This window comes from Micromonospora sp. I033 (genome assembly GCF_053890995.1).
In genome coordinates, this window is the sequence record NZ_JBSSLX010000078.1 from 1 (window position 1) to 23,422 (window position 23,422).

Consider the following 23,422-nt stretch of genomic DNA (forward strand, 5'->3'; position numbering starts at 1 on the left):
GGAGATCCACATCGCCGTCAACCTCATGATCGACGCGTGGAGGGGGCGACGCGCGCGGAGGGGGCGGCAGCCGCCGCCCCCTCCGTCGTTCGTGCCGGATGTCAGCCCGGGTTGGCCTTGTCGTTGGTGAAGTTGCCGACCTGGCTGCCGGTCGACGAGGCGTCGCTGGTCGAGCCGCCGGCCGGGGTGCTCAGGCCGCCGGTGGTGGCGTCGCCCGTCGTGGTCGGGGCGACCTTGCCCCGGTGCCGTTCCGGCTGGCGGGCCAGCCGGCGGACGCTGGCCGGGCCGGCCGTACCGCCGGTCGTGGTGATCGCGCCCTGGCCCCGGGTGGGGCCGCCGTCGCGCAACACGTTCGGGTCGACCGGGGCGTGCGCCGGGTCGTCCGGGTCCTCCTCCTGGATCACCCGCAGCACGTCGGTCTGCGGCACGGTGACCTCGTCGAGCGCGCCCTCGCCGTAGACGCCGCCGGCAACCCGCTCCTCGGCCTGCCGGGCGGCCTGCTGTCGCATGTCGTCCTCACGCACGTCAACCACCTCGCAGATTTCTCGGGATCCTCGTTGCGTGCCCGGCGACCGGCGGCTGAAACCGGCCGGCCCGCGCGGCCCCGAGGGACGCCGGGTACCTGCCCGGATGTCCGGTTCTCGGGCCGGTGGCCGGCGGTTCCGCACGGTGCTGCTATTCGGCCGGGGGCCGGCGTTACCTCGCCGGGGCCAGGGGTAGACGGAGGGTGCCCCCGCCACAGTGCGCGAACCGTGCCGTGGCCGACCTGCGGCAGCGGGGCGGGAGGTGTGCAGAGAACGACTCATCAATCCTGAGGAGGACAGATGAGCACGCAGGCTGCATCCACCAGGCCGATGAACCGGCCGGCGCAGGACATGTCCAACCGGGCCGCGATGCAGGAGACGCCGACCCGCCCGATGCCGATGATGCACGACGGTCAGCGGCAGGCGATCCAGTCGCCCGGCACGGAGACCAAGCCGTCGTTCGCGACGACCGAATTCTGGATCTACGTCGCGTCCGTCGTGGGCGTGCTGGCGGCGTCGTTCCTGGTCGGCAAGAACTCGGTCGGGGTGGACATCTTCCGCGCCAACCAGGCCTGGTTCTTCATCACGCTGCTGACCATCGGCTACCTGGGTAGCCGCGGTCTGGCCAAGGCCGGAAGCAACTTCCGCAGCGGTGAGGAGCGCAAGGCCCGGCACTGACCGGAGCCACAGCTGAGACGACGATGCCCCCGGGGAGTCCCGGGGGCATCGTCGCGTGCCGTCACTCCCCGCCGAAGTCCCCGAAGTCGCCCTCGAAGGCGTCCTCGATCAGCTCACCGGCCACCAGGCCGCCCGCCACGCCGAGCGCGGCGCCCGCCACCATGCCGCCCATGCCCGAGCCGCGGTGGCCGTGGTGCCCGTGCATGCCGAAGCCCTGGGAGCGCAGGTTGCCGTAGCGCGAGGTGGTCTCCCGCAGCCAGCCGTCGACCACCTGGACCCAGTCGGTGCGGCCCGCGTCGCTGTGCGGGACGGCGTACCGGCCGAAGGCGTCGTGCCCGGGGGTGAGGAAGCCGCCGCGCTTGTCGCACTCCAGGATCACGTCGACACCGTGCTGGCTGGTGACGAAGGTCAGCTCGACCTCGTTGGTCACCTGCGCGTACTGGGGCGCGGCGAAGAACTCGATCTCCTGGTAGAAGGGGAGCGTCTGCTGCACGCCCCGGATGTGCCCGCGCTCCAGGTCGGCGTGCTTGAAGCGGAAGCCGAGCGCCTGGAAGGCGTCGAGGATCCGCTCGTGGATCGGCAGCGGGTGCACGGCCACCTGGTCCAGGTCGGACTTGTCCACGGCCCGGGCCACCGCCAGCTCCGTCCGCAGGCCCATGGTCATGCCGCGCAGCCGCTGGCCGTACACGTCGGTGACCGGGGTCTCCCACGGCACCGGGAGCTGGAACGGGATGGCGAGCTGCTGCTTCGGGGCCAGTTGCAGCGGGCCGCTCACCGCCATCCGGTGGAACTCCATGACGCCCGCGTACTCGGTGTCGCCGCCCTCGATCTCGACCCGGGTGACCAGGCCGACGGTGATCTGCTCGATGCTCGCCGGCGCGTCGCCGCCGACCAGGTTGACGTGCCCGTCCAGGGTCAGGCCCGGCCGGGTGTTGGGGTTGGTCAGCACGGTGTCGACGCTCGGGCCGCCCACCCCGAACGCGCTCAGCATCTTCTTGAAGACCATCGCCACTACTCCGCTTCCACCGTCGGCGCGCTCCACCGTGGAACGCGCGGGGCCACGAAGCGCACCCTAACCTGGGCGGCTGTGAAGTGCCTGTAAGCGGGCCTCGTCAGTCGACGTCGACCACGATCAGCTCGCCGACCTGCTCGCCGATCTGCCGGCGCCCGTCCGGCGGCAGCCCGCCGTCGGTGATCAGCACGTCGGCCTCCTCCAGCGGGGCGATGGTGGCGATGCCGATGGTCTCCCACTTGGTGTGGTCGGCGAGCACCACGAGCCGCCGGGCCGCGCCGATCAGCCGCCGGTTCACCGCCGCCTCCAGCAGGTTCGGGGTGGTGAAGCCGGTGCGCGGGCTCATCCCGTGCACCCCGAGGAAGAGCAGGTCGACGTTGAGCGCGGCGATGGCCGCCTCGGCCACCGGGCCGGTCAGCGCGTCCGAGGGGGTCCGGATGCCGCCGGTGAGCACGACCGTCTGGTCGGCGCGCGGGTTCTGGTAGAGGGCGTCGGCGACCGGGATCGAGTTGGTGACCACGGTCAGCCCCCGGACGTCGGCCAGCCGGGCGGCCAGCGCGGCGGTGGTGGTGCCGGCGGAGAGCGCGATGGCCATGCCGGGCTCGACCAGGCCGGCGGCGCGCTCGACGATGGCCCGCTTCTCGGCCTGCTGCCGGATCGACTTGGCCGCGAAGCCCGGCTCCTCGGCCGAGCCGGGACCCGCCAGCGTCGCGCCCCCGTGGACCTTGTCGACCAGGCCCCGCTCGGCGAGCACCTCCAGGTCCCGCCGGATGGTCATGTCCGACACCCCGAAGCGGCTGACCAGGTGGCTGACCCGGACGCCGCCACGCTGGCGGATCAGCTCCAGGATGGCGCTCTGCCGTTGCTGGGCGAGCATGAGTCCTCCTTCGCGCGCAAGCGGCACGGTACGCAGGTCAGACGGTGTCGGGATGGGCCGTTGGCTCCTCGCGGACCACCGCCACCTCCCCCGCGCCGACCACCAGCTCGCCGTCGCACCGGCCGCCGCCGAGCAGCTCGGCGCCGGTGGCCGCCAGCCGGACCTCGGCCTCGGTGTGGTTGATGACGAACAGCCAGCTCCGGTCCGCGGCCCGCCGGCGGACCACCTCCACCCCCTCGGGCACGGTCGCCGCCGGGCGGGCGCCGGCCTCGGCGAGCAGCCGGGCGACCAGCCGGTCGGTGGCCGCCTGGTCGAGCCGGGTGCCGAGATACCAGGCCGCCCCCGCGCCGGCCGCGCGCCGGGTCAGCGCCGGCACCCCGGGCAACGGCCCGTCGGCGTACGCGGCGAGCACCTCGGCGCCCTCGGCGTGCAGCCACTCGGTCCACACGTCGGCGGTCGAGCCGTCGTCGAGGCGCACCGACTCGCCCTCGCGCAGCGGGAAGAACTCCTCGGTGCGGACGCCGAGCAGGTCGCGGAACGCACCCGGATAGCCGCCGAGCCGGATGTGGTCGTGCTCGTCGACGATGCCGCTGAAGTAGGTCACGAGCGCGGTCCCGCCCGCCTCGACATACCGGCGCAGCGCGTCGGCGTCGGTGTCGCGGACCAGGTAGAGGGTGGGCACCAGGACCAGCCGGTAGCGGGACAGGTCGGTGGACGGGTGCACCACGTCGGCGGTGACCCCGGCCCGCCAGAGCGCGCCGTGCAGCGCGGCGAGCCGGTCGGCGTAGGTGACGTCGACGCTGGGGTGCGAGTCGAGTTCGGCGCCCCACCAGGCCTCGTAGTCGAAGAGGATGGCCACGTCGGCGTCGACCCGGCTGCCGCGTACCTCGGCCAGGGCCCGGAGGTCGGCGCCGAGCCGGCAGACCTCGCGGAACACCTTGGTCTCCGGGCCGGCGTGCGGGACCAGCGCGGAGTGGAACTTCTCCGCGCCGGCCCGGGAGGCCCGCCACTGGAAGAACAGCACCCCGTCGGCGCCGCGCGCCACGTGGGCGAGGCTGTTGCGGCGCAGCTGGCCGGGGGTCTTGGCGACGTTGCGCGGCTGCCAGTTCACCGCGCTGGTGGAGTGCTCCATGAGCAGCCACGGTTCGCCGCCGGCGACGCCCCGGGTGTGGTCGGCGGCGAGCGCCAGGTTGACCTGCGGTCGCGGGTCGGCGGCCGTGAGGTAGTGGTCGTTGGAGACCAGGTCCACGTCGGCGGCCCAGGAGTGGTAGTCGAGGTACTTGATACCGGTGCCGATCATGAAGTTCGTGGTGACCGGCTGGGTGGTGAGCCGGGTCAGCAGCTCCCGCTCGGCGCGCAGCTGGGCGCGCTGCTCGTCGGAGGAGAACCGCAGGAAGTCCAGTTGCTGGGTGGGGTTGGCGAAGGTGGGCGCGGTCCGCGGCGGGTTGACCTCGGCCCAGTCGTGGTAGCGCTGGCTCCAGAACGCGGTGCCCCAGGCGGCGTTGAGCGCGTCCAGGTCGCCGTAGCGCTCGCGCAGCCAGCGGCGGAACGCCTCGGCGCTGACGTCGCAGTAGCAGTGCACGTTGTGGCAGCCCAGCTCGTTGGAGACGTGCCACATGACGACGGCCGGGTGGTCGGCGTACCGGCCGGCGACGGCCTCGACGAGGGCGAGCGAACGCTCCCGGAAGACCGGTGAGCTGGGGCAGTACGCCTGCCGCCCGCCCGGCCAGAGGATGGTGCCGTCGGCGCGGCGGGGCAGCGTCTCCGGGTGCCGGTGGGCCAGCCAGGGTGGCGGGCTGGCGGTGGCGGTGGCCAGGTCGACGCTGATCCCGCCGTCGTGCAGCACGTCGAGTGCCCGGTCCAGCCAGCCGAACTCGAAGCGGTCGGGAGCGGGTTCCAGCAGGGCCCAGGAGAAGATCCCGACCGAGACCAGGTTGACCCCGGCCCGGCGCATCAGCTCGACGTCCTCGGCCCAGGTCTCCTCGGGCCACTGCTCCGGGTTGTAGTCGGCGCCGTACCAGATCTGCTCGCCGTGCCAGTTCCGCATGAGAGCAGAGGGTGCCCCCGAACGGCACCCAAGTCAACACTTTCCAACATCGACAGAAATTCCAACGTTTACCTTCGCCAGCCCGTGTCACAACTGGGTTATCGCTGTCCTTCTGCCCTCTTGACAGCGCCGAACCACGCGGTAGCTTCAACCGCCACCGGCTGTTTTTGTTCGGACGTGTGGATTCACGATGGATCTACGCCAGCCGGCACGAACACCGATCCCCGCCACCCATCACGGCCCTTGGGCGCAGCGCACCTCTTCCACGCAGGAGGCACAATGTCCCGTCCCCGCTCGCAAGCCGAGTACCTCGCCCGACTCGTACCCCCGTCCGTCGCCGGCCTGAACCGCCGCTCGCTGCTCGCCGGCGCGGCCGGCGCGGGCGCGCTGCTCGGCACGGGAATGCTCGCCGGCTGCGGCTCCGACTCCGACTCGGGCGCGGACTCGAAGACCGTGTCGGTCGGCTCGAACGCGTCCGACCCGACCCCGAAGGACGTCCTCGCCAAGCTGGCGGCCGGGTTCCAGAGCAAGTCCGGGGTCTCCGTCAACATCAACACGGTCGACCACAACACGTTCCAGGAGAACATCAACAACTACCTGCAGGGCAAGCCGGACGACGTGTTCACCTGGTTCGCCGGCTACCGGATGCGGTTCTTCGCGGCCAAGGGCCTGGCCGGCGACGTCAGCGACGTCTGGGGCAAACTCTCCGGCTACTCCGACGCGTTCAAGAAGGCGTCCACCGGGGACGACGGCAAGCAGTACTTCGTGCCGGCGTCGTACTACCCGTGGGCGGTCTTCTACCGCAAGTCGGTGTGGCAGCAGCGCGGCTACCAGGTGCCGAAGACGCTTGACGACTTCAACGCGCTCGGCGCGCAGATGAAGAAGGACGGTTTGAACCCGATCGCCTTCGCCGACAAGGACGGCTGGCCGGCGATGGGCACCTTCGACATCCTCAACCTGCGGATCAACGGCTACCAGTTCCACGTCGACCTGATGGCCGGCAAGGAGGCGTGGACCTCCGACAAGGTCAAGAAGGTCTTCGACACCTGGGCCGGGCTGCTGCCGCTGCACCAGCCGGACTCGCTGGGCCGGACCTGGCAGGAGGCCGCCCAGTCGCTCCAGCAGAAAAAGAGCGGCATGTACCTGCTCGGCCTCTTCGTCGCTCAGCAGTTCAACGAGAACGAGCAGGACGACATCGACTTCTTCACGTTCCCGGAGATCGACTCGACCATCGGCGCCAAGGCCCTGGACGCGCCGATCGACGGCTACATGATGGCCCGCAAGCCGAAGTCCGAGGCCAACGCCAAGAAGCTGCTGGAGTACATCGGCGGCGTCGACGCCGCGAACATCATGGTGAAGGGTGACCCCGGCACCCTGGTGGCCAACAGCGGCGGGGACACCAGCGGCTACACGGCGCTGAAGAAGAAGGCCGCCGAGCTGGTCGGCTCGGCCACCGAGATCGCCCAGTTCCTCGACCGGGACACCCGGCCGGACTTCGCCTCGACCGTGATGATCCCGGCGTTGCAGCAGTTCATCAAGGACCCGAAGGACATCAGCGGCCTGCTCACCAGCATCGAGAACCAGAAGAAGTCCATCTTCACCAGCTGACGGCGGAAAGGGGGAGGACATCGTGTCCGACCTGCCCCTGGTCCAAGCGGACCGCGCCGTGCCGCCGCCGGCCGCGACCACCGCCACGCGTGGTCGCGGCCGCCGGCTACGGCTCCTGTCCCGCACCGACCGCGTGGTGATCACGCTGATGGTGCTCGTGCCGCTGCTGCTCGTGGTGGCCCTGGTCTGGCTGCCGGCGCTGGCCACCGTGGCGCTGTCCGGCACCAACTGGGACGGCATCGGCCCGCTGGGCGAGATCGACTGGGTCGGCCTGAAGAACTACGACGACGTGGTGAACATCTACCCGCCGTTCGGGCCGGCGGTGCAGAACAACCTGCTCTGGCTGGCCGCCCTCTTCGTGGTGGCCACCCCGTTCGGGATGTTCCTCGCCGTGCTGCTCGACAAGGAACTGCGCGGCAGCCGGTTCTACCAGACCGCGCTCTACCTGCCGGTGGTGCTCTCGCTGGCGCTGATCGGCTTCGTCTGGCAGCTCATCTACAGCCGCGACCAGGGCCTGCTCAACGCCCTGCTCGGCACCCAGACCGACTGGTACGGCGACCCGAACGTCAACATCTGGGCGGTGCTGTTCGCCGCCGGCTGGCGGCACGTCGGCTACATCATGCTGCTCTACCTGGCCGGCCTGAAGGGCGTCGACCCGTCGTTGCGCGAGGCCGCGGCAGTGGACGGCTCCTCGGAGGCCAGCACCTTCTTCCGCGTGGTCTTCCCGGTCATGCGGCCGATCAACATCATCGTGCTGGTGGTCACGGTGATCGAGTCGCTGCGCGCCTTCGACCTGGTCTGGGTCATCAACAAGGGCCGCAACGGCCTGGAGCTGATCTCGGCGCTTGTCACCCAGAACGTGGTGGGCGAGGCCAGCCGGATCGGCTTCGGCTCGGCGCTGGCCACCATCATGCTTGTCGTCTCCCTGGTCTTCATCACCCTCTACCTGTTCACCGTGATGCGGGAGGACCGGCGATGAGCAGCGCGACCCTGACCCGTGGCCCCGACACCGCGGCGCCGTCCCCCCGCCGCCGGCCGCTGCGGCCGGCGCGGGTGGTCCTGCACGTCTTCCTCGCCGCGGTGGCGGTCGGCTGGCTCTTCCCGATCCTCTGGGCGGTGCTGACCTCGCTGCGGTCCTACGAGTACACCGCCACCAACGGCTACGTCTCGCTCGGCGGCTGGACCCTGGACAACTACGTCACGGCGTGGCGGACCGCCGAGTTCGGCAAGCACTTCCTCAACTCGGTCTACATCACGGTCCCGGCGGTGCTGCTGACCCTCTTCCTGGCCTCCTGCGTGGCGTTCGTCATCGCCCGGTTCAGCTGGAAACTCAACATCGCCCTGCTCGGCCTCTTCACCGCGGCGAACCTGCTGCCGCAGCAGGCCCTGCTCATCCCGCTGTTCCGGATGTTCACCGAGATCCCGCTGCCGGCCTTCATGAGCGACTCGGAGCTGCTCTACGACAGCTACTGGGGGCTGATCCTGGTCAACGTCGCCTTCCAGTGCGGCTTCTGCGTCTTCGTGCTGAGCAACTACATGAAGGCCCTGCCGCACGAGCTGTACGAGGCGGCGATGGTCGACGGGGCGAGCGTCTGGCGGCAGTACTGGCAGGTCACCATGCCGCTGTGCCGGCCGGCCCTGGCCGCGCTCGCGACGCTGGAGGTGACCTGGATCTACAACGAGTTCTTCTGGGCCACCGTGCTGATGCGCACCGGCGACAAGTTCCCGGTGACCAGCTCGCTGAACAACCTGCGCGGCGAGTTCTTCACCGACAACAACCTCGTCTCGGCCGGCTCGGTGCTGGTCGCCATCCCCACCCTGGTGATCTTCTTCCTGTTGCAGAAGCAGTTCGTCCGGGGCCTCACCCTGGGAGCGTCCAAGGGATGATCGTCCACCTGCGCCGCGCGCGGACCAGCCTGGTGCTCGACGCGCGCGGTCCCGGCCTGCCCCGGATCGTGCACTGGGGCGCCGACCTCGGCCCGCTGCCCGCCGACGACCTGCCCGCGCTGGTCGACGCCACGGTCCCGCCCGTGGTGCCGAGCAGCTTCGACGCGCCGACCGTGCTGTCGCTGCTGCCCGAGGCGAGCGCCGGCTGGAGCGGCCGGCCCGGCCTGGCCGGGCACCGGGACGGCCGGGACTGGTCGACCGCCTTCCGCCTCGACACCGTCGAGGTGGACGACACGCGTGGCGGTGGCGGGGAGGCTGTCCGCGTATCCGAGCGGGAGCGGGACCACGGCGGGGCCGGGCCCGCGCGGGTGACCGTGCGGGCCGCGGACCCGGGCGCCGGGCTGTCCCTGACCGTCGAGATCACCCTGAGCGCCGCGGGGCTGCTCACCGTGCGGCACCGGCTGCGCAACGACGGCGACCGGCCCTACGAGGTACGCGAGCTGACGCCGGTGCTGCCGGTGCCGGCGGTCGCCACCGAACTGCTCGACCTGACCGGGCGCTGGTGCCGGGAGCGCGCGCCGCAGCGGCACCCGTGGCCGATGGGCGCCTGGGTCCGCGAGGGGCGGCACGGCCGGACCGGGCACGACGCCACCCTGCTGCTGGTCGCCGGCACCCCCGGATTCGGTTTCGGCCACGGCGAGACGTGGGCCGTGCACACGGCGTGGAGCGGCGACCACGTCACGGTCGCCGAACGCCGGCCGACCGGCGAGGCCACCCTCGGCGGCGGTGAGCTGCTCGCCCCCGGCGAGATCCTGCTCGGCCCGGGCGAGGAGTACGCCACTCCCCTGCTCTACGCGGTGCACTCCGCCGACGGGCTGGACGGGCTCAGCGACGTGCTGCACACCCACCTGCGCGCCCGCCCGGAGCACCCGCGCGCCCCGCGCCCGGTGACGTTGAACGTCTGGGAGGCGGTCTACTTCGACCACGACCTCGACCGGCTCAAGGGCCTCGCCGACCGGGCCGCCGAGGTGGGCGTGGAACGCTTCGTGCTCGACGACGGCTGGTTCCGCGGCCGGCGGCACGACCGGGCCGGGCTCGGCGACTGGTGGGTCGACGACGACGTGTGGCCGGACGGGCTGCAACCACTCATCGACCACGTCCGCAAGCACGGCATGCAGTTCGGCCTCTGGGTCGAGCCGGAGATGGTCAACCCCGACTCGGACCTGTTCCGGGCCCACCCGGACTGGGTGCTCCAGGCGCCCGACCGGCTGCCGCCCGAGTGGCGGCACCAGCAGGTGCTCGACCTGGCCCACCCCGACGCGTACGCCCACCTGCTCGACCGGCTCGACGCGGTGCTGCGTGGGCACGACGGGATCGCGTACCTCAAGTGGGACCACAACCGGGACCTCACCGAGGCCGGGCACGCCGGGCGGCCGGGGGTGCACGCGCAGACCGTGGCGGTCTACCGGCTGCTGGACGAGTTGCGCGCCCGGCATCCCGGCCTGGAGATCGAGAGCTGCTCGTCCGGCGGGGCCCGGGTCGACCTGGAGATCCTGCGGCGGACCGACCGGGTCTGGGCCAGCGACTGCAACGACGCCCTGGAACGGCTCTCGATCCAGCGCTGGACCGGGCTGCTGCTCCCGCCGGAGCTGATCGGCACCCACATCGGACCGGAGCGCTCGCACACCACCCACCGGGTGCACGACCTCGGCTTCCGGGCGGTCACCGCGCTCTTCGGCCACCACGGCATCGAGTGGGACATCAGCGGGATCAGCGCGACCGAGCGGACCGAACTCGCCGCGTGGGTGGCGCTGCACAAGCGGCTCCGGCCGCTGCTGCACTCCGGTCGGGTGGTCCGGGTCGACCACCCGGACCCGGCCGTGCAGGCCCACGGCGTGGTCGCCCACGACCGCTCCCACGCGGTGTACGCGGTCTCCCGGCTGGCCACCTCGGCGGCGCAGGTGCCGGGCGCGGTCCGGCTGCCCGGCCTGGACCCGTCCCGCCGGTACCTGGTCCGGCCGCCGGCCGGGGTGCCGGAGCCGGCGCTGCTGGAACTGGCCCCGCCGGGTTGGCTGGCCGCGGACGGCGGGGTGACGCTCAGCGGGTCGGTGCTCGCCTCGGTCGGGCTGCAACTGCCCGCCCTGCACCCGGAGCAGGCGCTGCTGCTGGAGGTCACCGCGGCGGGCTAGATTTTTCTGGGATTTCCCGGCGGCGGATGTCGAGGAGCGGAGTGGCAGCTTCTACCGGAGGGTGGAAGCACCGACAATCGGTGCTCGGGCGTGAGGAGCGAACCGTGAAGTACATGCTGTTGATGCAGTTCAGCGCCGCCGGGACCGACTTCCCCCCGATCGACACCTGGACGCCGGAGGAGATCCGGGCGCACATCGGGTTCATGGGGGAGGTCAACGAGAAGCTCATGGCCGACGGGGAGTGGGTCCAGGGCGAGGGCCTGGGCGGGCCGCAGCAGGCGCGGATCGTCCGGGCCGGCGAGAACGGCGCGCCGGTGGTCACCGAGGGGCCGTTCGCGGAGACCAAGGAGTTCCTGGCCGGCTGGTGGATCGTGGACTGCGAGACGCCGCAGCGGGCCGTGGAGATCGCCGCGCACATCTCCACCGCGCCCGGCCCGGGCGGGCGACCGCTGAACATGCCGATCGAGGTGCACCCCGTCATGTCGGCGCCGCCGCAGGAGCTGTGACCCCTGGGCGTCCCGGACCACACCGTCGAGGACCTGCTGCGCGAGCTGGCGCCGCAGGTCCTCGGCGTGCTCGCCCGCCGGTTCGGCGACTTCGCCACCGCCGAGGACGCGGTGCAGGAGGCGCTGCTGGCCGCGGCGACCCAGTGGCCCGCCGAGGGGCTGCCCGACCACCCGCGCGGCTGGCTGGTGCAGGTCGCGTACCGCCGGATGATCGAGCTGGTCCGGGGCGAGGCGGCCCGCCGGGACCGGGAGGACCGGGCCGCCCGGCGCGGCGGCGACGACCGGCGGACCGCACCGGCGGCCGACGAGCCGCTGACCGCCGAGCGGGACGACACGCTGGTGCTGCTCTTCCTCTGCTGCCACCCCACGCTCTCGACGGCGTCGGCCATCGCGCTGACCCTGCGCGCGGTCGGCGGGCTCAGCACCGCCGAGATCGCCCGCGCCTTCCTCGTCCCCGAGGCCACCATGGCGCAGCGGATCAGCCGGGCCAAGCAGCGCATCAAGTCGTCCGGCGTGCCGTTCCGGATGCCGGCCGAGGAGGAGCGGCAGGCCCGGCTCGCCGCGGTGCTGCACGTGCTCTACCTGATCTTCACCGAGGGGCACACCGCGAGTCTCGGCGCCGACCTGCGCCGGGTCGACCTCTCCGAGGAGGCGATCCGGCTGGCCCGGGCCATGCACGCGCTGCTGCCGGCGGACAGCGAGGTGGCCGGGCTGCTCGCCCTCATGCTGCTCACCGAGGCCCGGGCCGCCGCCCGCACCGGCCCGTCCGGGGAGCTGATCTCCCTGGCCGACCAGGACCGGTCCCGGTGGGACGCCGCCGCGATCGCCGAGGGGACCGCGCTGGTCACCCGGGCGATGGCCCGCGGGCCGGTCGGGCCCTACCAGCTCCAAGCCGCCATCGCCGCCCTGCACGACGAGGCGCCGACCGCTGAGCGGACCGACTGGCAACAGATCCTCGCCCTCTACGAGGTGCTGGAACGGCTCACGGAGAGCCCGGTGGTGTCGCTCAACCGCGCCGTGGCGACCGCCATGGTGCACGGTCCCGCCGCCGGACTGGTCGCCCTGGAGACGCTGGCCGCCGACCCCCGGCTGACCGGCCACCACCGGCTCGACGCGGCCCGGGCCCACCTCCACGAGATGGCCGGCGACCGGGACGCGGCGGCGCGGCACTACCGGGCCGCCGCCGGCCGCACCACGAGTCGCCCCGAGCAGGAGTACCTGCGGATGCGGGCGGCCCGCCTGGCCACCGGCGCGCCCAGCCCGCCGGAGTCATGAGCGGGAAGCGGGTACGACAAACGGTCCCTCTCGTGGAGAAGGACCGTAAGACGATTGGGGTCAGGCAGCGTCCGCGTGCCGTTACCGCGGGTTGTCCCGGTTGTGCCGGAGGGCTTCTTCGAGCTGGTCTTCGAGAATGATGATCCGGCAGGCGGCTTCCAGGGCGGTGCCCTGGTCGACCATCTCCCGGGCCCGCGCGGCCAGGCGGAGCTGGTAGCGGGAGTATCGGCGGTGGCCGCCGGCCGACCGGAACGGGGTGATCAGTTTGGCTTCGTCGAGGCGACGCAGGAAGTCCTGCGAGGCGCCGGTGATCTCCGCGGCGCGGCCCATCGTGTAGGCGGGATAGTCGTCGTCACCGAACATGTCGTCGGGTTGGCCCATACACGTACCTCTCATGGACGAGGGCCCCGGCGCTTGACAGCGCCGGGGCCCGGGGTTACGGGTCAAAACACCATCTACCGGCAAATTCGTCGGGTTGTCGTGTCCGCACCTGCCGCCGTCGGCGGCCTGGGGTGCGAGGATCGCATAAGCGTGACCGGAGACCACCTCTCGTTCGATGGAAACTGCGGTGTCCGGCTCCAGAGTTGAACTGTGTCCTGGAGACGGGCGATCCAACGGTGTTCGGGCCCTCCCTTTCCTCTGCTTCCAATACCTGTGGTGCCTGTCGTGCTGCCCGCCGGTGCCGGAGCCCCACGCGACTTCATGGCCCCGCCCACGTGCGGCGGACTCTCCTTCCAGGCGAGCCCTGAACCTGCATCGGCCCACCTGCCTGCCCTGACCTGGAATTACGTCAGGGTCTTGTACCGCTTCGTCTGCGTCTTTACTGATCTCTGCTGCCAACGACAGGAACATTAGCCAGGCGCGACGAGAATGTCTAGCGGTTCCGGCCTAGATTTTCTGGACGCGCGTCCACCGTTTCGGCGATCACGCCGGGGCGTACCCGGAGAGGGGGTGGCCGGGTCCGCGCGGACCCGGCCACCGGGCGGCGGTCAGCTCGCGGTGCAGGTCACCGCGGGGACCGCGTTGCTGCCGTTCCAGCTGCCGATGAAGCCGAACGAGGTGCTGGCCCCGGCGCCGAGCCGGCCGTTCCAGTCCACGTTGCGGGCGGTGTACGCCGAGCCGCTGTTGCTGACCGCCGCGTTCCACGACTGGTTGACGGTCTGGCCGTTGGCGAACGTCCACTTCGTCGTCCAGCCGGTGAGCGCCGCCGCGCCCGCGGTCACCTTGACCTCGCCCTGGAAGCCGCCCTGCCAGGAGTTCACGATCGTGTAGCTGGCGGTGCAGCCGGCCGGCGGCGGGGTGGGGCCGCCGGTCGGGCTGGTCGTCGGGCTCGGGCTGGTGGTGGGGCTGGTGGTCGGGCTCGGCGAGGTGCCGGCGAAGACCGAGGCCTCCCGGGCGGTGGCCCTGATGCCGTTGGCCCCGTTGAAGATTCGCTGACCCCAGGTGGTGAGCTGGTTCGGGTCGAAGTTGGTGACCATGTCGAGGTACTCGACGCCGCCGCCGTTGCCGCTCCACGACCAGCCGAGGTAGCCGATCCCGTTGGCCTGGCTGTAGGCCAGGATGGTGTCCTCGTCCGGGTTGCCGTCGGAGTGGTCGAAGCCGAACTCGCCGACCACGATGGGCAGCCCGGCGGTGCGGAACCGGCCCAGGTAGTCGGTGATCTCGGCGGCGGTGTCGAAAACGCCGTACATGTGGATCGAGAAGACGGTGTTCTTCTGCGGGTCGGCGGCGAAGACCGTGCCGGCGTTGTCGCGCATGGTGAAGGACCAGTCCTGGCCCCAGTTGGGGGCGTCCACCATGATCGTGTGCGTCAGGCCGCCGGCGCGCAGCCGCTTGATCGCGTTGGCGGTGTCGGTGGCCCAGGTGCCGTAGCCCTGGTTGCCGTACGGCTCGTTGCCGATGTTGACGATGACGTACTTCTCCTGGCCCTGAAGGGCGCTGGCGATGCTGAGCCAGTAGTCGACCGCCCGGTCCAGGGTGACGCGGCACCGCTCTGCTCGCCGTAGCCGGTGGTGTCGTGCACCTCCAGGACGCAGATCAGCCGGTTGGCCTTGCAGAGCGAGATGACGTTGGCGACGTCGGCGGCGCTGTTCTTCGTCCAGCGGTCGCCGCTGGCCAGCACCACCCGGACGGTGTTCGCGCCGAGCGCCTTGATGTTGGCGAAGCTGGTGGTCTGCTGCGGGTACCAGGTGTGCGCGTGGTTGACCCCGCGCATGACGAACTCGGTGCCGTTGGCGTCGTAGAGCCGCCCGTTCGCGACGGAGAACCCGGCGGCGGCGTGCGCCGGCTGCCCGAAGGCGAAGACGGCGGCGAGGACCGTCAGCAGGGCGGCGCCCGCGACGGAGAGCAACTTCTTCATGGCTGTCCTCAGGGAGGTCCCCCGTGCCCAGGTGGGGGTGCGGTGATGGTGACGAGGGCGTGGCGGCTGAGCCCGACAGCCGCCGCCCGGCTCCCGGCGGACGCAGACATCAGCGTAGGGCGATGGGACGCGGAAGGCAACCGGTTAAGCTCATCGGCCACTCGGGGTGGCGTCCTGTGACGGCCCATGTCGCCACGGGCCGCCACAGGGGCGGTCATCCCCACCACAGGATGGTGCGCCACCCGGATCTGAACCGGTTAAGCCGGACTGTAGGCAGCATCCCCCGTGACGTCAAGATGGCCGGCCTCCGAAGCGGACACCAGGGTTGACCGCCGCTGCGCGGGGTATCCGGTGACGATCCGCCCGGAAGGAGATGTGCCATGGTCAACGTCGGCTACACCCTCATGTGCGAACAGGCCGGCCCCAAGCAGCTGGTCGACCATGCCGTCCGCGCCGAGGCCGCCGGCTTCGACCACCTCGTCATGTCCGACCACTACTACCCCTGGCTGGACTCGCAGGGCCACTCCCCGTACGCCTGGTCGGTGCTCGGCGCGGTCGCCCACGCGACCAGCCGGGCCGAGCTGCTCTCCTTCGTGACCTGCCCGATCCGGCGCTACCACCCGGCCGTCGTGGCGCAGAAGGCCAGCACGGTCGGGGTGCTCTCGGACGGGCGGTTCACCCTCGGGCTCGGCGCCGGCGAGAACCTCAACGAGCACGTGGTGGGCGGCTGGCCGCACGTGCAGCAGCGGCACGAGATGTTCGAGGAGGCCCTCCAGATCATCCGGCCGCTGCTCAACGGCGAGACGCTGACCTTCTCCGGCAACCACTACGACGTGCCCGACGCCTACGTCTGGGACCGGCCCGAGCGGCCGGTACCGATGGCCGTGGCCGCCTCGGGCCGGCAGTCCGCCACCCTGGCCGCCGAGTACGCCGACGCCATGATCGCCACCGATCCGCTGCCGCACCTCGTGGACATGTACGAGGAGGCCGGCGGCGCGGGCCGCCCGCGCTACGGGCAGGTGGCCATCTGCTACGGCCCGGACGAGGCCGAGTGCCGCAAGATCGTGCATGACCAGTTCCGCTGGTTCGGCCTCGGCTGGAAGGTCAACGCCGACCTGCCCGGCCCGGACTCCTTCGCCGCGGCCAGCCAGTTCGTCCGCGAGGAGGACGCGGCCGAGAGCGTCCCCTGCGGGCCGGACGTGGACCGGCACGTCGAGGCGTTCAAGAAGTTCGTCGACGCGGGGTTCACCCATGTGGCGCTGGTCCAGGTCGGCGGCGACAGCCAGCCGATGTTCCTGGACTGGGCCCAGGAGGAGCTGCTGCCCCGGCTGCGCGAGCTGTGACCGGTCCCGCGGTGCGGCCGTCGCCTCCGGGGCGCTTCGGGCCGGCCGAGCTGCGGCTGGCGCTGGCCGCGCCCCGGCCGGCCGCCGGCCTGACCAGCGAGTTCCGGCTGGTCGACGGGCTGCGTACGCACACCCGCCGGTCGGCCGACCCGGGTGGTGACGGCCCACCCGTGGTGCTGGTGCACGGCCTCGCCGTCTCGCACCGCTACCTCACCCCGCTGGCGCTGGCCCTGGCGGCCACCCACCCGGTGTACGTGCCGGACCTGCCCGGCTTCGGGCTGACCGAGCGCCCCGGCACGGCGTACGACGTGCCCCGGCACGCCGCGTTCCTGGCGGAGTGGCTGGCCGCGTACCGGTTGGGGCCGGTCTGCCTGCTCGGCCACTCGTTCGGCGCGGAGGTGGTCGCGGCGCTCGCCGCCCGCCGGCCCGACCTGGTCCGTGCGCTGGTGCTGGCCGGCCCGACCAGCGACCCGGCCGCCCGGTCCCGGCGCGGCCAGTTCGGGCGGTGGCTGGTGGACACGCTGTGGGAGGCGAAGTGGCAGGCGCCGATCCTGCTCCGCGACGTCCTCGACGCGCGCCCGTGGCGGGTGCTCGCCACCCTGTCCCACTCGGTGCGCAACGCGGTCGAGGCGGACCTGGTCCGGGTCAGCGCGCCGACGCTGGTGCTGACCGGCGCCCGGGACCCGGTCGTCCCGGACGACTGGCGCACGGAGGCGGCCCGGCTGGTCCCGGACGCCCGGACGGCGACCGTGCCGGGGGCCGCGCACAACGTCGCCACCACCGCGCCCGGCCCGGTGGCCGACGCGATCCGCGACCTGCTGGCCCCCGTCCTGCGAAGGTGAGTCTATGCGCATCGGAAACACGGAGATCCGGCCCGTCGGCGGCGGCCTCGGCTGCCTGCTGATGATCCTCTTCTCGATCCTCGCCTCGGTCGTGCTGACCGTGCTGCTGAACCTGCTCGTCTGAGGCTCAGCGGCCGGTGATCAGGTCCAGGTCGGCGACGACCGGGTAGTGGTCGGAGGCGCTGTCCGCGTCGCCGCCGCGGAGCACCCGGACGGTGCGGGCCGCCGCGGCCAGCGCCGGGGTGGCGAGCAGGTAGTCCAGCCGCATCCCGGCGAACTCGGCGCCGCCGTGCCGGGTCGGCACGGTCAGCCCGTCCGGCTCGCCGCCGCCCAGGTGCGGCCAGAGGTCGACAAGGCCCGCGTCCAGCAGCCGGGCCACCGCGCGGGTGTCGACGGTACGGCCGTCCCGGCGCAGGTGACGCCGCCGGTAGAGGGCGGCGAGCCCGGCCAGCCGGTCGGTGTGGTCGACGGCCGGCTCCAGGGTGTTCAGGTCGCCGGCGAGCAGGGCCAGCTCTCCCCCGGTCCGCCGCACCGCCACCGCCAGCCAGTCGGCCTCCATCCGCCGCCGCCCGCCCGAGTACGGGTTCAGGTGGGTGCTGAACACGGTCAGCGGGCCGGCCCCGGTGGCCACCTGGACCCGGGCGGCGGCGTGGTGGAACGGGCGGCGTACCCGGCCGGCGCGGAGCACCCGCAGCGGCGGTCGGACCAGCACCGCCACCGGCTGCCCGAAGCAGGACCGGGCCAGGTGCGGCTCCATGCCCACCCGCTCCGCCAGCCCGGTCAGCCCGCCGCCGCGGTCCAGTCCGCGCAGCTCCTGAAGGGCCAGCAGGTCGGGGCGCTGCGCGGCGACCACGGCGACGATCCGGTCCCGGCGGTCGGTGCCGTCGCGGTCCCGCCCGCCGGTCCGGATGTTCCAGGTCATCACTCGCAGCATCGGCGCCCGGTCAGTCCTCCCGGCCGGCCTTCGCCAGCTCGTCGTCCAGCTCGTGGACCTGCTCCGACTCGATGGCCGGCCGGTTGCCCTGGGCCACGTCCGCGTTGGGGCGGACCACCCACCAGAGCAGCGAGAGCCAGAGCGCGCCGAGCAGGATCGCGCCCATGAAGTCGGTGGGGTGGTGCATGCCCCGGTACATCCGGGAGGTCGCCACCCCGACCGGCATGATCACGGCCATGGCCACGAAGAGCCAGCGCCACCAGCGGTCGGTGCGCGGCAGCACGATGATCGCCATGGCGGCCCAGAGGCAGATGGTGGCCGCGATGTGCCCGGACGGGAAGGACGAGGTGGGCATCGGCCCGTCCAGGTTCTCCACCGGCGGGCGGGGCCGCTCCACCACCCGGGCGCTGGCGAGGAAGAGGCTCAGCTCGCCGAACATCGCCAGCACCACGAAGAGCACCGGCCGCCAGCGCCGCGAGACCGCCAGCACGATCGGGCAGAACACCAGCGAGACCAGCAGGATGGCGTGGGTGTCGCCGAACTTGCTCCACCACCAGCTCAGGTCGGTGAGCGCGTCGGTGTGCCGGTCGGCGAACCAGCGCGGGACCTCGGTGTCCAGGGTGTCGAAGACGGTGCCCTTGGCGTGGTAGCTGACGTACATGCCGAAGGCGTAGAGGGCGCCGAAGACGAGCACCCAGCCGACCAGCAGCTCGGCCACCGACGAGCGGGGGTGCTCCAGCACGTGCTCCTCGGCCGGCGCCGGTTTGATCTCCTCCCCCGCCTCGGGCTCCAGGCCCTCGGCGATCGGGGGCACGGGCCGGCCGCGCTCGCGCCGCCACAGCCGGAAGGCGTACGCGGTGACGCCCAGCCAGGCCGCGCCGAGCAGCCAGCCGCCGAGCACGTCCGAGACGAAGTGCACGCCCAGCGCGATCCGGGTCAGCCCGACCAGGAGGACCAGCACCGCGGCGAGCGCGATGGCCGGCTTGCGCCAGCGCGGCGCCACGGCCGGCAGGAACACCAGCAGCAGCGCCCCGTACGCGACGAACGAGCCGAGCGCGTGGCCGCTGGGGAAGCTGTTGCCGGGTGCGCTGGCCACCGGCACGTCCACCACCGGGCGCAGCCGCCCGACCAGCGCCTTGAGTGACGGGTCGAGGATCAGCCCGCCCACCCCCGTGATGATCAGGTAGACGGCGAGCCGGGACTGCCGGCGGATCAGCAGGCCGACCACCGCGATGGTGATCAGCCAGATCAGCACCGGCCGCCCACCCAGGTCGGTGACCGCCTGGAGCACCGTGACCAGCGGGTGGTGCGGCGCCACCAGGCTGTTGAACCACTCGGCCGCCTCGTGGTCGGCGTGCTGGAGCGGCCCCCAGTGGAACCGGACGAGCATGAGCAGCACGCCGAACCCGACGCCAGCGCCGGCAACGACGAGCAGCCCCGCCAGGCTCCGCTCGGCGAAGTGGCCGAGCGGGCGGCGCGTCGCCTCCTTGACCGCGGTCACCCCGCACCTCCCTTGTCCTCTGCGAGGCGCGCAGTACCCGATTCCCGCTCGACGTACACGCCCGAGGGCCGGCGCGGGGTCAGAGGGCGGTCATGTCCCCGGTGTCGACGAGTTCCTCACGCTCGGCCTCCGGCTCCCAGAGGTCGGGCTGGGCGGGCTCCTCCACGCCGATCCGCATCGCCTCGAGCTGGGCGGCGAAGGCCAGCCCGCCGAAGAGCGCCATCCCGGTCAGGTTCGCCCAGAGCAGCAGGGCCATCATCCCGGTCAGCGCGCCGTACGTCTGGCCGAATCCGGCGCTGTACTTCACGTAGGCGGCGAGCAGCAGGCTGGCCAGCCACCAGAGCGCGGTGGCGATGCCGGCCCCGAAGAAGAGCCAGGACAGGCCCGGCTGCCGGCGCCGGGGCGCGTGCCGGAACAGCACCGCCACGGCGAGCACGGTCAGGCCGAGGCTGAGCGGCCAGCGGACCACGTCCCAGGCCGCGTGGGCCCAGTCGCCCCACTCGTAGTGCCGCCGCACGGAGTCGCCCATGGCCCGGCCGCCGACCAGGATCAGGAAGCCGGCCAGCGCGGGCACGCCCGCCAGGAGCGCGAGGACCGCGGCGCGCAGGTACTTGAACAGGGCCGGACGGTCCCGCTCGACGCCGTAGATCCGGTTCGCGCCCCGTTCGATCTGGGCCATGGTGGTGGTGAGCGCGACCAGGCCGGTCAGCAGACCGAGGGTCAGCGCCAGCTCGCCGGCCCGCTCGGTGCGCTCGGTGTCGGCCAGCAACTCCTGGACCACGGACTCGCTCTGGCCCGGGGTGATCGCGAGCACCGTGTCCGCGACCACCTTGCCGCCCTCGTCGACGCCCAGGTCGGTGATCAGGCCGGTGAGCGCGATGAGGAACGGCACCACGGCCAGGCAGAGCTGCAACGCGAGGGCCCGGGAGTGGCTGAAGCCGTCGCCGTAGCGGAACCGGATGAAGGCGTCCCGGAGCAGATGCCAGCCGCCGTGGCGGCGCAGGGTGCGCCAGGCGTCGTCCGCGGAGAGCTCCTCCTTCGCCATCAGCCGGGTCTCGGGGACGAGCTTGGTGCTACTCACGGCGGCTCTCCTCGACCAGCCGCTCACCGCGCTCGGCCGCGGCGTCGGCGTCCACCGACAGGTCGGGGTGGCGCGCCGGCCGCGGCACGCAGAGCCAGAGCGACTCGGGCCGGATCCGGGCCTTCAGCGACCGGCCCGGCTCGATGAGGTCGCCGTCGAGCTGTCGCGGCTGGGCCCGGTTGCTGGTGATCACGACCTTCCGGCCCCGGAGCACCTCCATGCGGGGCACGCTGCCCCGCCGCCGCAGCACCGCCCAGCCCATGGCCAGCCAGTGGCCGAGCGTCCGCGGGGTCAGCACCGCCACGTCGAGCCAGCCGTCGTCCGGCTCGGCGTCGGTGAGCAGGCGTACCCCGCCCTGGAGCCGGCCGACGTTGGCGACCAGGACCGAGCGGGCCCGGCGGCGCAGCGGCGGCCCGTCGTCGATGCGGATGGAGACCCGCATGGGCCGGTCCCGCAGGTGCTTGGCCGCCCCCACCAGGTAGGCCGGCCAGCCGATCCGCTTCTTGGTCGTCTCGGAGGTGGAGTCGAGCATCTGCGCGTCGAAGCCCATCCCGGCCATCACGGCGAAGCACTGGTCGCCGACCACGCCCACGTCGAGCCGGCGCATGCCCCGCTCGACGGCGACCTGCAGCCCGGCCGCGAGGTCGTTGGAGAGGCCCAGGTTGGCGGCGAGCAGGTTGCCGGTGCCCTGGGGCAGCACGGCGAGCGCCACGTCGGTGCCGGCCAGCGCGGTGACGCAGGCCATCACGGTGCCGTCCCCGCCGCAGGCGAAGACGACCTCGGCGCCGGCCTCGACGGCCGCCGCGGCCTGGCCGCGACCGGGGTCCTCGACCGTGGTCTCGTACCAGACCGGCGCGGGCCACCCGGCGGCGTCGAGCGCGCCGTCCACCGTGCGGCGGAACTCGTCGAGATCGGTCACCTTGACCGGGTTGACCACCACGGCCGAGCGCGGGGCGCGGTTGTCCGCGGTCACCGGGCGCTTGTCGTCTCCACCGTCCACGGCGCCAGTGTGCAGCAAGCGGGGCGGCTCAGCGACCCGACGGCGGCCGACGTTGCGTGAACCGCAAACAGGTTTGAACCCGGCCGGCCCCCCGTTCGGCGGCCGGCCGGATCGGTCAGGCCGCCGTGCGCAGCGCCGCCTCGACCCGCCGGCGCAGGTCGTCGAGGTCGGCTCCGGCCTCGGTGAGCACCAGCGCGGCCAGCCCGTTGCCCTCCCGGAGCAGGCCGAGCAGGATGTGCTCGGTGCCGATGTGGTGGTGGCGCAGCCGCAGCGCCTCGCGCAGGGACAGCTCCAGCACCTTCTTCGCCCGGGGCGAGAACCGACCGTTGGCGGGGCGTCGACCCCACCACCGGCGCGGGGCGGGGGCCGCCTCGCGCAGCGCGTCCGGGCCGAAGGACTCCTCGATCCGGGCGACGATCGCGGCGAGGTCGATGCCGATCTCGCGCAGCGCCGCCGCGTCCGCCGCGCCGAGGCCGTCGACCCCGTGGGCGGTGTGCCGGGCGACGGCCGCGCGCAGGTCCTCGGCCCGGATGCCGCCGGCCGACAGCACCCGGACGGCCAAATTGTCGCCGTCGGCGAGCACGCCGAGCAGCAGGTGCTCGGTGCCGACCGGGCGCCGGCCCTCGGTGCGCGCCTCGTCGACCGCGTGGTGCACCACCGCGCGGGCCCGGTCGGTGAACCGTTCGAACATCACGCCTCCCAGCTTCCGCGGACCGCCGGTCGCCCGGCGTGCTTCTTGTGGACCGCCTGCCGGCTGACCTCGAGGGCGTCGGCGATCTCCTGCCAGGACCAGCCCTGCCGTCGGGCGTTGTCCACCTGGACCACCTCCAGCCGTTCGAGCAGCCGGCGCAGGGCGAGCACCGCCCGCAGCCCGACCTTCGGGTCGGTGCTGCCGGCCGCCGCCGCGAGTTCCGTTGCCTGACTCATGCTGTCAACGTAGGTTGACGCGGGCCGCTTGTCAACCCCGGTTGACACGCCGACACGTGGCCGCGACCTGCCGATCCACGACCCCGACCGGTGTTACGGTCCGCAGGTGTTCCGCCGCCGCCCGCTGGACCAGCCGGTCCAGGCCCCCCGCCGGCTGACCGTCGGCCGGCTCACCCTGGAGATCGCCGGGGGCAGCGTGACCGGGCACCGCTATCCGGAGAACTTCGACGTACTGCACCTCGACCCGGAGCTGCCGCTGGTCGCGGTCGCCGACGGCATGGGCGAGGGCGAGGGCAGTCGGGCCGCCGGCACCACCGCCATGACCACCTTCGTGGCCCAGGTCCGCGCCGCCTGGCCGGCCGTCGACGCCGCCGGGCTACGCGCCGCGACGGCGGAGACCCAGCTCCGGGTACGCCGGGCCGGGGCGGGACTGGCCGGGCTGACCGGCTGCACCCTCACGGCCCTGGTCGCCGAGCCCGACGGCGGGCAGGGCTGGCTCGTCCAGCTCGGCGACTCGCGGGCGTACCGGCTGCGCGACGGGCTGCTGGAACTGGTGACCGTCGACCACACCATGGCCTGGCTCGGCCTGCTGCACGGCTGGTGGCCGCCCGACTCGCCGGAGGCGGCCCGGGCCCGCTACCAGTTGCTGCGCTATGTCGGCCACCCGGACAAGCCCGAGCCGGACCTGCTCGCCGTGCCGCTGCGCAGCGGGGACACCTGGCTGCTCTGCACCGACGGGGTGAGCGACCAGCTCGGCTACCACCGGCTGCGGGACCTCCTCGCCGCCCGGCGCGACCCGGCCCGGACCGCGCAGGCCCTGCTCTCCGCCAGC

20 protein-coding genes and 3 pseudogenes are annotated in these 23,422 nt (G+C 72.7%); 10 read left to right on the plus strand and 13 right to left on the minus strand.

Annotation, left to right across the window (positions count from 1 at the left end; translation table 11 throughout):
* Positions 1–101: 101 nt before the first annotated feature.
* Positions 102–524, minus strand: coding sequence for a hypothetical protein (locus ACW0Q9_RS15360; protein ID WP_456181807.1), 423 nt, complete (start codon positions 522–524; stop codon positions 102–104).
* Between the two features lie 300 nt (positions 525–824).
* On the opposite strand from ACW0Q9_RS15360, the gene ACW0Q9_RS15365 reads away from it, so the two are divergent.
* Complete coding sequence (locus tag ACW0Q9_RS15365; protein WP_456181809.1) at positions 825–1,202, plus strand: hypothetical protein; 378 nt, start codon at positions 825–827, stop codon at positions 1,200–1,202.
* Between the two features lie 61 nt (positions 1,203–1,263).
* On the opposite strand, the gene ACW0Q9_RS15370 is transcribed toward ACW0Q9_RS15365, so the two are convergent.
* From ACW0Q9_RS15370 to ACW0Q9_RS15380, 3 genes are all read right to left on the minus strand, one after another.
* Positions 1,264–2,208: a sporulation protein gene (locus ACW0Q9_RS15370; RefSeq protein ID WP_456181811.1), complete on the minus strand. Its 945-nt coding sequence runs from the start codon at positions 2,206–2,208 to the stop codon at positions 1,264–1,266.
* A gap of 106 nt (positions 2,209–2,314) precedes the next feature.
* Positions 2,315–3,091, minus strand: a complete 777-nt coding sequence (locus ACW0Q9_RS15375) for a DeoR/GlpR family DNA-binding transcription regulator (protein ID WP_456181813.1) — start codon at positions 3,089–3,091, stop codon at positions 2,315–2,317.
* A 37-nt stretch (positions 3,092–3,128) separates the two neighbouring features.
* On the minus strand, positions 3,129–5,138 hold the full coding sequence (locus tag ACW0Q9_RS15380; RefSeq protein WP_456181815.1) for a beta-galactosidase: 2,010 nt from the start codon (positions 5,136–5,138) through the stop codon (positions 3,129–3,131).
* 279 nt (positions 5,139–5,417) lie between these two features.
* Here ACW0Q9_RS15380 and ACW0Q9_RS15385 point away from each other — a divergent pair, with 279 nt between their 5' ends.
* The 6 genes from ACW0Q9_RS15385 to ACW0Q9_RS15410 all read left to right on the plus strand — a co-directional run bounded on the left by ACW0Q9_RS15385 (position 5,418) and on the right by ACW0Q9_RS15410 (position 12,603).
* The gene (locus tag ACW0Q9_RS15385; protein ID WP_456181817.1) at positions 5,418–6,746 is read left to right on the plus strand and encodes an ABC transporter substrate-binding protein; all 1,329 of its coding nucleotides are present in this window, start codon (positions 5,418–5,420) and stop codon (positions 6,744–6,746) included.
* Between the two features lie 22 nt (positions 6,747–6,768).
* On the plus strand, positions 6,769–7,725 hold the full coding sequence (locus ACW0Q9_RS15390; protein WP_456181819.1) for a carbohydrate ABC transporter permease: 957 nt from the start codon (positions 6,769–6,771) through the stop codon (positions 7,723–7,725).
* A complete protein-coding gene (locus ACW0Q9_RS15395) occupies positions 7,722–8,633 on the plus strand; it encodes a carbohydrate ABC transporter permease (RefSeq protein ID WP_456181821.1) in 912 nt (303 codons plus the stop codon). Before ACW0Q9_RS15390 ends, ACW0Q9_RS15395 begins: the two co-directional genes overlap by 4 nt.
* The gene (locus ACW0Q9_RS15400) at positions 8,630–10,822 is read left to right on the plus strand and encodes an alpha-galactosidase (RefSeq protein ID WP_456181823.1); all 2,193 of its coding nucleotides are present in this window, start codon (positions 8,630–8,632) and stop codon (positions 10,820–10,822) included. Before ACW0Q9_RS15395 ends, ACW0Q9_RS15400 begins: the two co-directional genes overlap by 4 nt.
* 113 nt (positions 10,823–10,935) lie before the next feature.
* Positions 10,936–11,328 carry a YciI family protein gene (locus ACW0Q9_RS15405; protein ID WP_456181841.1) on the plus strand — a complete coding sequence of 131 codons (393 nt, stop codon included), beginning with the start codon at positions 10,936–10,938 and terminating at the stop codon, positions 11,326–11,328.
* Positions 11,329–11,331: 3 nt separating this feature from the next.
* Positions 11,332–12,603, plus strand: coding sequence for an RNA polymerase sigma factor (locus ACW0Q9_RS15410; RefSeq protein WP_456181843.1), 1,272 nt, complete (start codon positions 11,332–11,334; stop codon positions 12,601–12,603).
* Between the two features lie 81 nt (positions 12,604–12,684).
* Here the strand turns inward: ACW0Q9_RS15410 and ACW0Q9_RS15415 are convergent, their stop codons facing one another.
* Positions 12,685–12,984 (minus strand): helix-turn-helix domain-containing protein, encoded by a 300-nt coding sequence (locus tag ACW0Q9_RS15415; protein ID WP_456181825.1) that lies wholly within the window; start codon positions 12,982–12,984, stop codon positions 12,685–12,687.
* 608 nt (positions 12,985–13,592) lie between these two features.
* Positions 13,593–14,962: pseudogene (locus ACW0Q9_RS15420) on the minus strand (cellulase family glycosylhydrolase).
* Between the two features lie 380 nt (positions 14,963–15,342).
* Between ACW0Q9_RS15420 and ACW0Q9_RS15425 the strand changes: the two are divergent.
* Together ACW0Q9_RS15425 and ACW0Q9_RS15430 are read left to right on the plus strand one after the other, a co-directional pair.
* The gene (locus tag ACW0Q9_RS15425; RefSeq protein ID WP_456181827.1) at positions 15,343–16,305 is read left to right on the plus strand and encodes a TIGR03557 family F420-dependent LLM class oxidoreductase; all 963 of its coding nucleotides are present in this window, start codon (positions 15,343–15,345) and stop codon (positions 16,303–16,305) included.
* The gene (locus tag ACW0Q9_RS15430; RefSeq protein WP_456181829.1) at positions 16,302–17,147 is read left to right on the plus strand and encodes an alpha/beta fold hydrolase; all 846 of its coding nucleotides are present in this window, start codon (positions 16,302–16,304) and stop codon (positions 17,145–17,147) included. Before ACW0Q9_RS15425 ends, ACW0Q9_RS15430 begins: the two co-directional genes overlap by 4 nt.
* A gap of 127 nt (positions 17,148–17,274) precedes the next feature.
* On the opposite strand, the gene ACW0Q9_RS15435 is transcribed toward ACW0Q9_RS15430, so the two are convergent.
* The 7 genes and pseudogenes from ACW0Q9_RS15435 to ACW0Q9_RS15465 all read right to left on the minus strand — a co-directional run bounded on the left by ACW0Q9_RS15435 (position 17,275) and on the right by ACW0Q9_RS15465 (position 22,590).
* The gene (locus ACW0Q9_RS15435) at positions 17,275–18,081 is read right to left on the minus strand and encodes an endonuclease/exonuclease/phosphatase family protein (RefSeq protein WP_456181831.1); all 807 of its coding nucleotides are present in this window, start codon (positions 18,079–18,081) and stop codon (positions 17,275–17,277) included.
* Positions 18,082–18,091: 10 nt separating this feature from the next.
* Entirely contained in the window at positions 18,092–19,582 is a 1,491-nt protein-coding gene (locus ACW0Q9_RS15440; protein ID WP_456181833.1) for a phosphatase PAP2 family protein, read from the minus strand.
* 79 nt (positions 19,583–19,661) lie between these two features.
* A complete protein-coding gene (locus tag ACW0Q9_RS15445; RefSeq protein ID WP_456181835.1) occupies positions 19,662–20,663 on the minus strand; it encodes a YihY/virulence factor BrkB family protein in 1,002 nt (333 codons plus the stop codon).
* Positions 20,656–21,663: a diacylglycerol/lipid kinase family protein gene (locus ACW0Q9_RS15450; protein WP_456181837.1), complete on the minus strand. Its 1,008-nt coding sequence runs from the start codon at positions 21,661–21,663 to the stop codon at positions 20,656–20,658. The genes ACW0Q9_RS15445 and ACW0Q9_RS15450 overlap by 8 nt, the downstream gene beginning before the upstream one ends.
* Positions 21,664–21,805: 142 nt before the next feature.
* Positions 21,806–21,982: pseudogene (locus ACW0Q9_RS15455) on the minus strand (Clp protease N-terminal domain-containing protein); the annotation flags it as partial.
* Between the two features lie 189 nt (positions 21,983–22,171).
* Positions 22,172–22,354 (minus strand): annotated as a pseudogene (locus tag ACW0Q9_RS15460) (Clp protease N-terminal domain-containing protein); the annotation flags it as partial.
* A complete protein-coding gene (locus ACW0Q9_RS15465) occupies positions 22,354–22,590 on the minus strand; it encodes an HTH domain-containing protein (protein WP_089010418.1) in 237 nt (78 codons plus the stop codon). The pseudogene ACW0Q9_RS15460 and the gene ACW0Q9_RS15465, both read right to left, overlap by 1 nt.
* Positions 22,591–22,696: 106 nt before the next feature.
* Between ACW0Q9_RS15465 and ACW0Q9_RS15470 the strand changes: the two genes are divergently transcribed.
* The coding region (locus ACW0Q9_RS15470; protein ID WP_456181839.1) for a PP2C family protein-serine/threonine phosphatase at positions 22,697–23,422 on the plus strand (726 nt) is incomplete at its 3' end.

Coding starts and splice junctions, on each gene's coding strand:
- ACW0Q9_RS15465 (WP_089010418.1), bottom strand. CDS start 22,590: ATGAGTCAGGCAACGGAACTCGCGGCGGCGGCCGGCAGCACCGACCCG.
- ACW0Q9_RS15380 (WP_456181815.1), bottom strand. CDS start 5,138: ATGCGGAACTGGCACGGCGAGCAGATCTGGTACGGCGCCGACTACAAC.
- ACW0Q9_RS15385 (WP_456181817.1), top strand. CDS start 5,418: ATGTCCCGTCCCCGCTCGCAAGCCGAGTACCTCGCCCGACTCGTACCC.
- ACW0Q9_RS15365 (WP_456181809.1), top strand. CDS start 825: ATGAGCACGCAGGCTGCATCCACCAGGCCGATGAACCGGCCGGCGCAG.
- ACW0Q9_RS15400 (WP_456181823.1), top strand. CDS start 8,630: ATGATCGTCCACCTGCGCCGCGCGCGGACCAGCCTGGTGCTCGACGCG.
- ACW0Q9_RS15405 (WP_456181841.1), top strand. CDS start 10,936: ATGCTGTTGATGCAGTTCAGCGCCGCCGGGACCGACTTCCCCCCGATC.
- ACW0Q9_RS15395 (WP_456181821.1), top strand. CDS start 7,722: ATGAGCAGCGCGACCCTGACCCGTGGCCCCGACACCGCGGCGCCGTCC.
- ACW0Q9_RS15370 (WP_456181811.1), bottom strand. CDS start 2,208: ATGGTCTTCAAGAAGATGCTGAGCGCGTTCGGGGTGGGCGGCCCGAGC.
- ACW0Q9_RS15435 (WP_456181831.1), bottom strand. CDS start 18,081: ATGCTGCGAGTGATGACCTGGAACATCCGGACCGGCGGGCGGGACCGC.
- ACW0Q9_RS15425 (WP_456181827.1), top strand. CDS start 15,343: ATGGTCAACGTCGGCTACACCCTCATGTGCGAACAGGCCGGCCCCAAG.
- ACW0Q9_RS15375 (WP_456181813.1), bottom strand. CDS start 3,091: ATGCTCGCCCAGCAACGGCAGAGCGCCATCCTGGAGCTGATCCGCCAG.
- ACW0Q9_RS15415 (WP_456181825.1), bottom strand. CDS start 12,984: ATGGGCCAACCCGACGACATGTTCGGTGACGACGACTATCCCGCCTAC.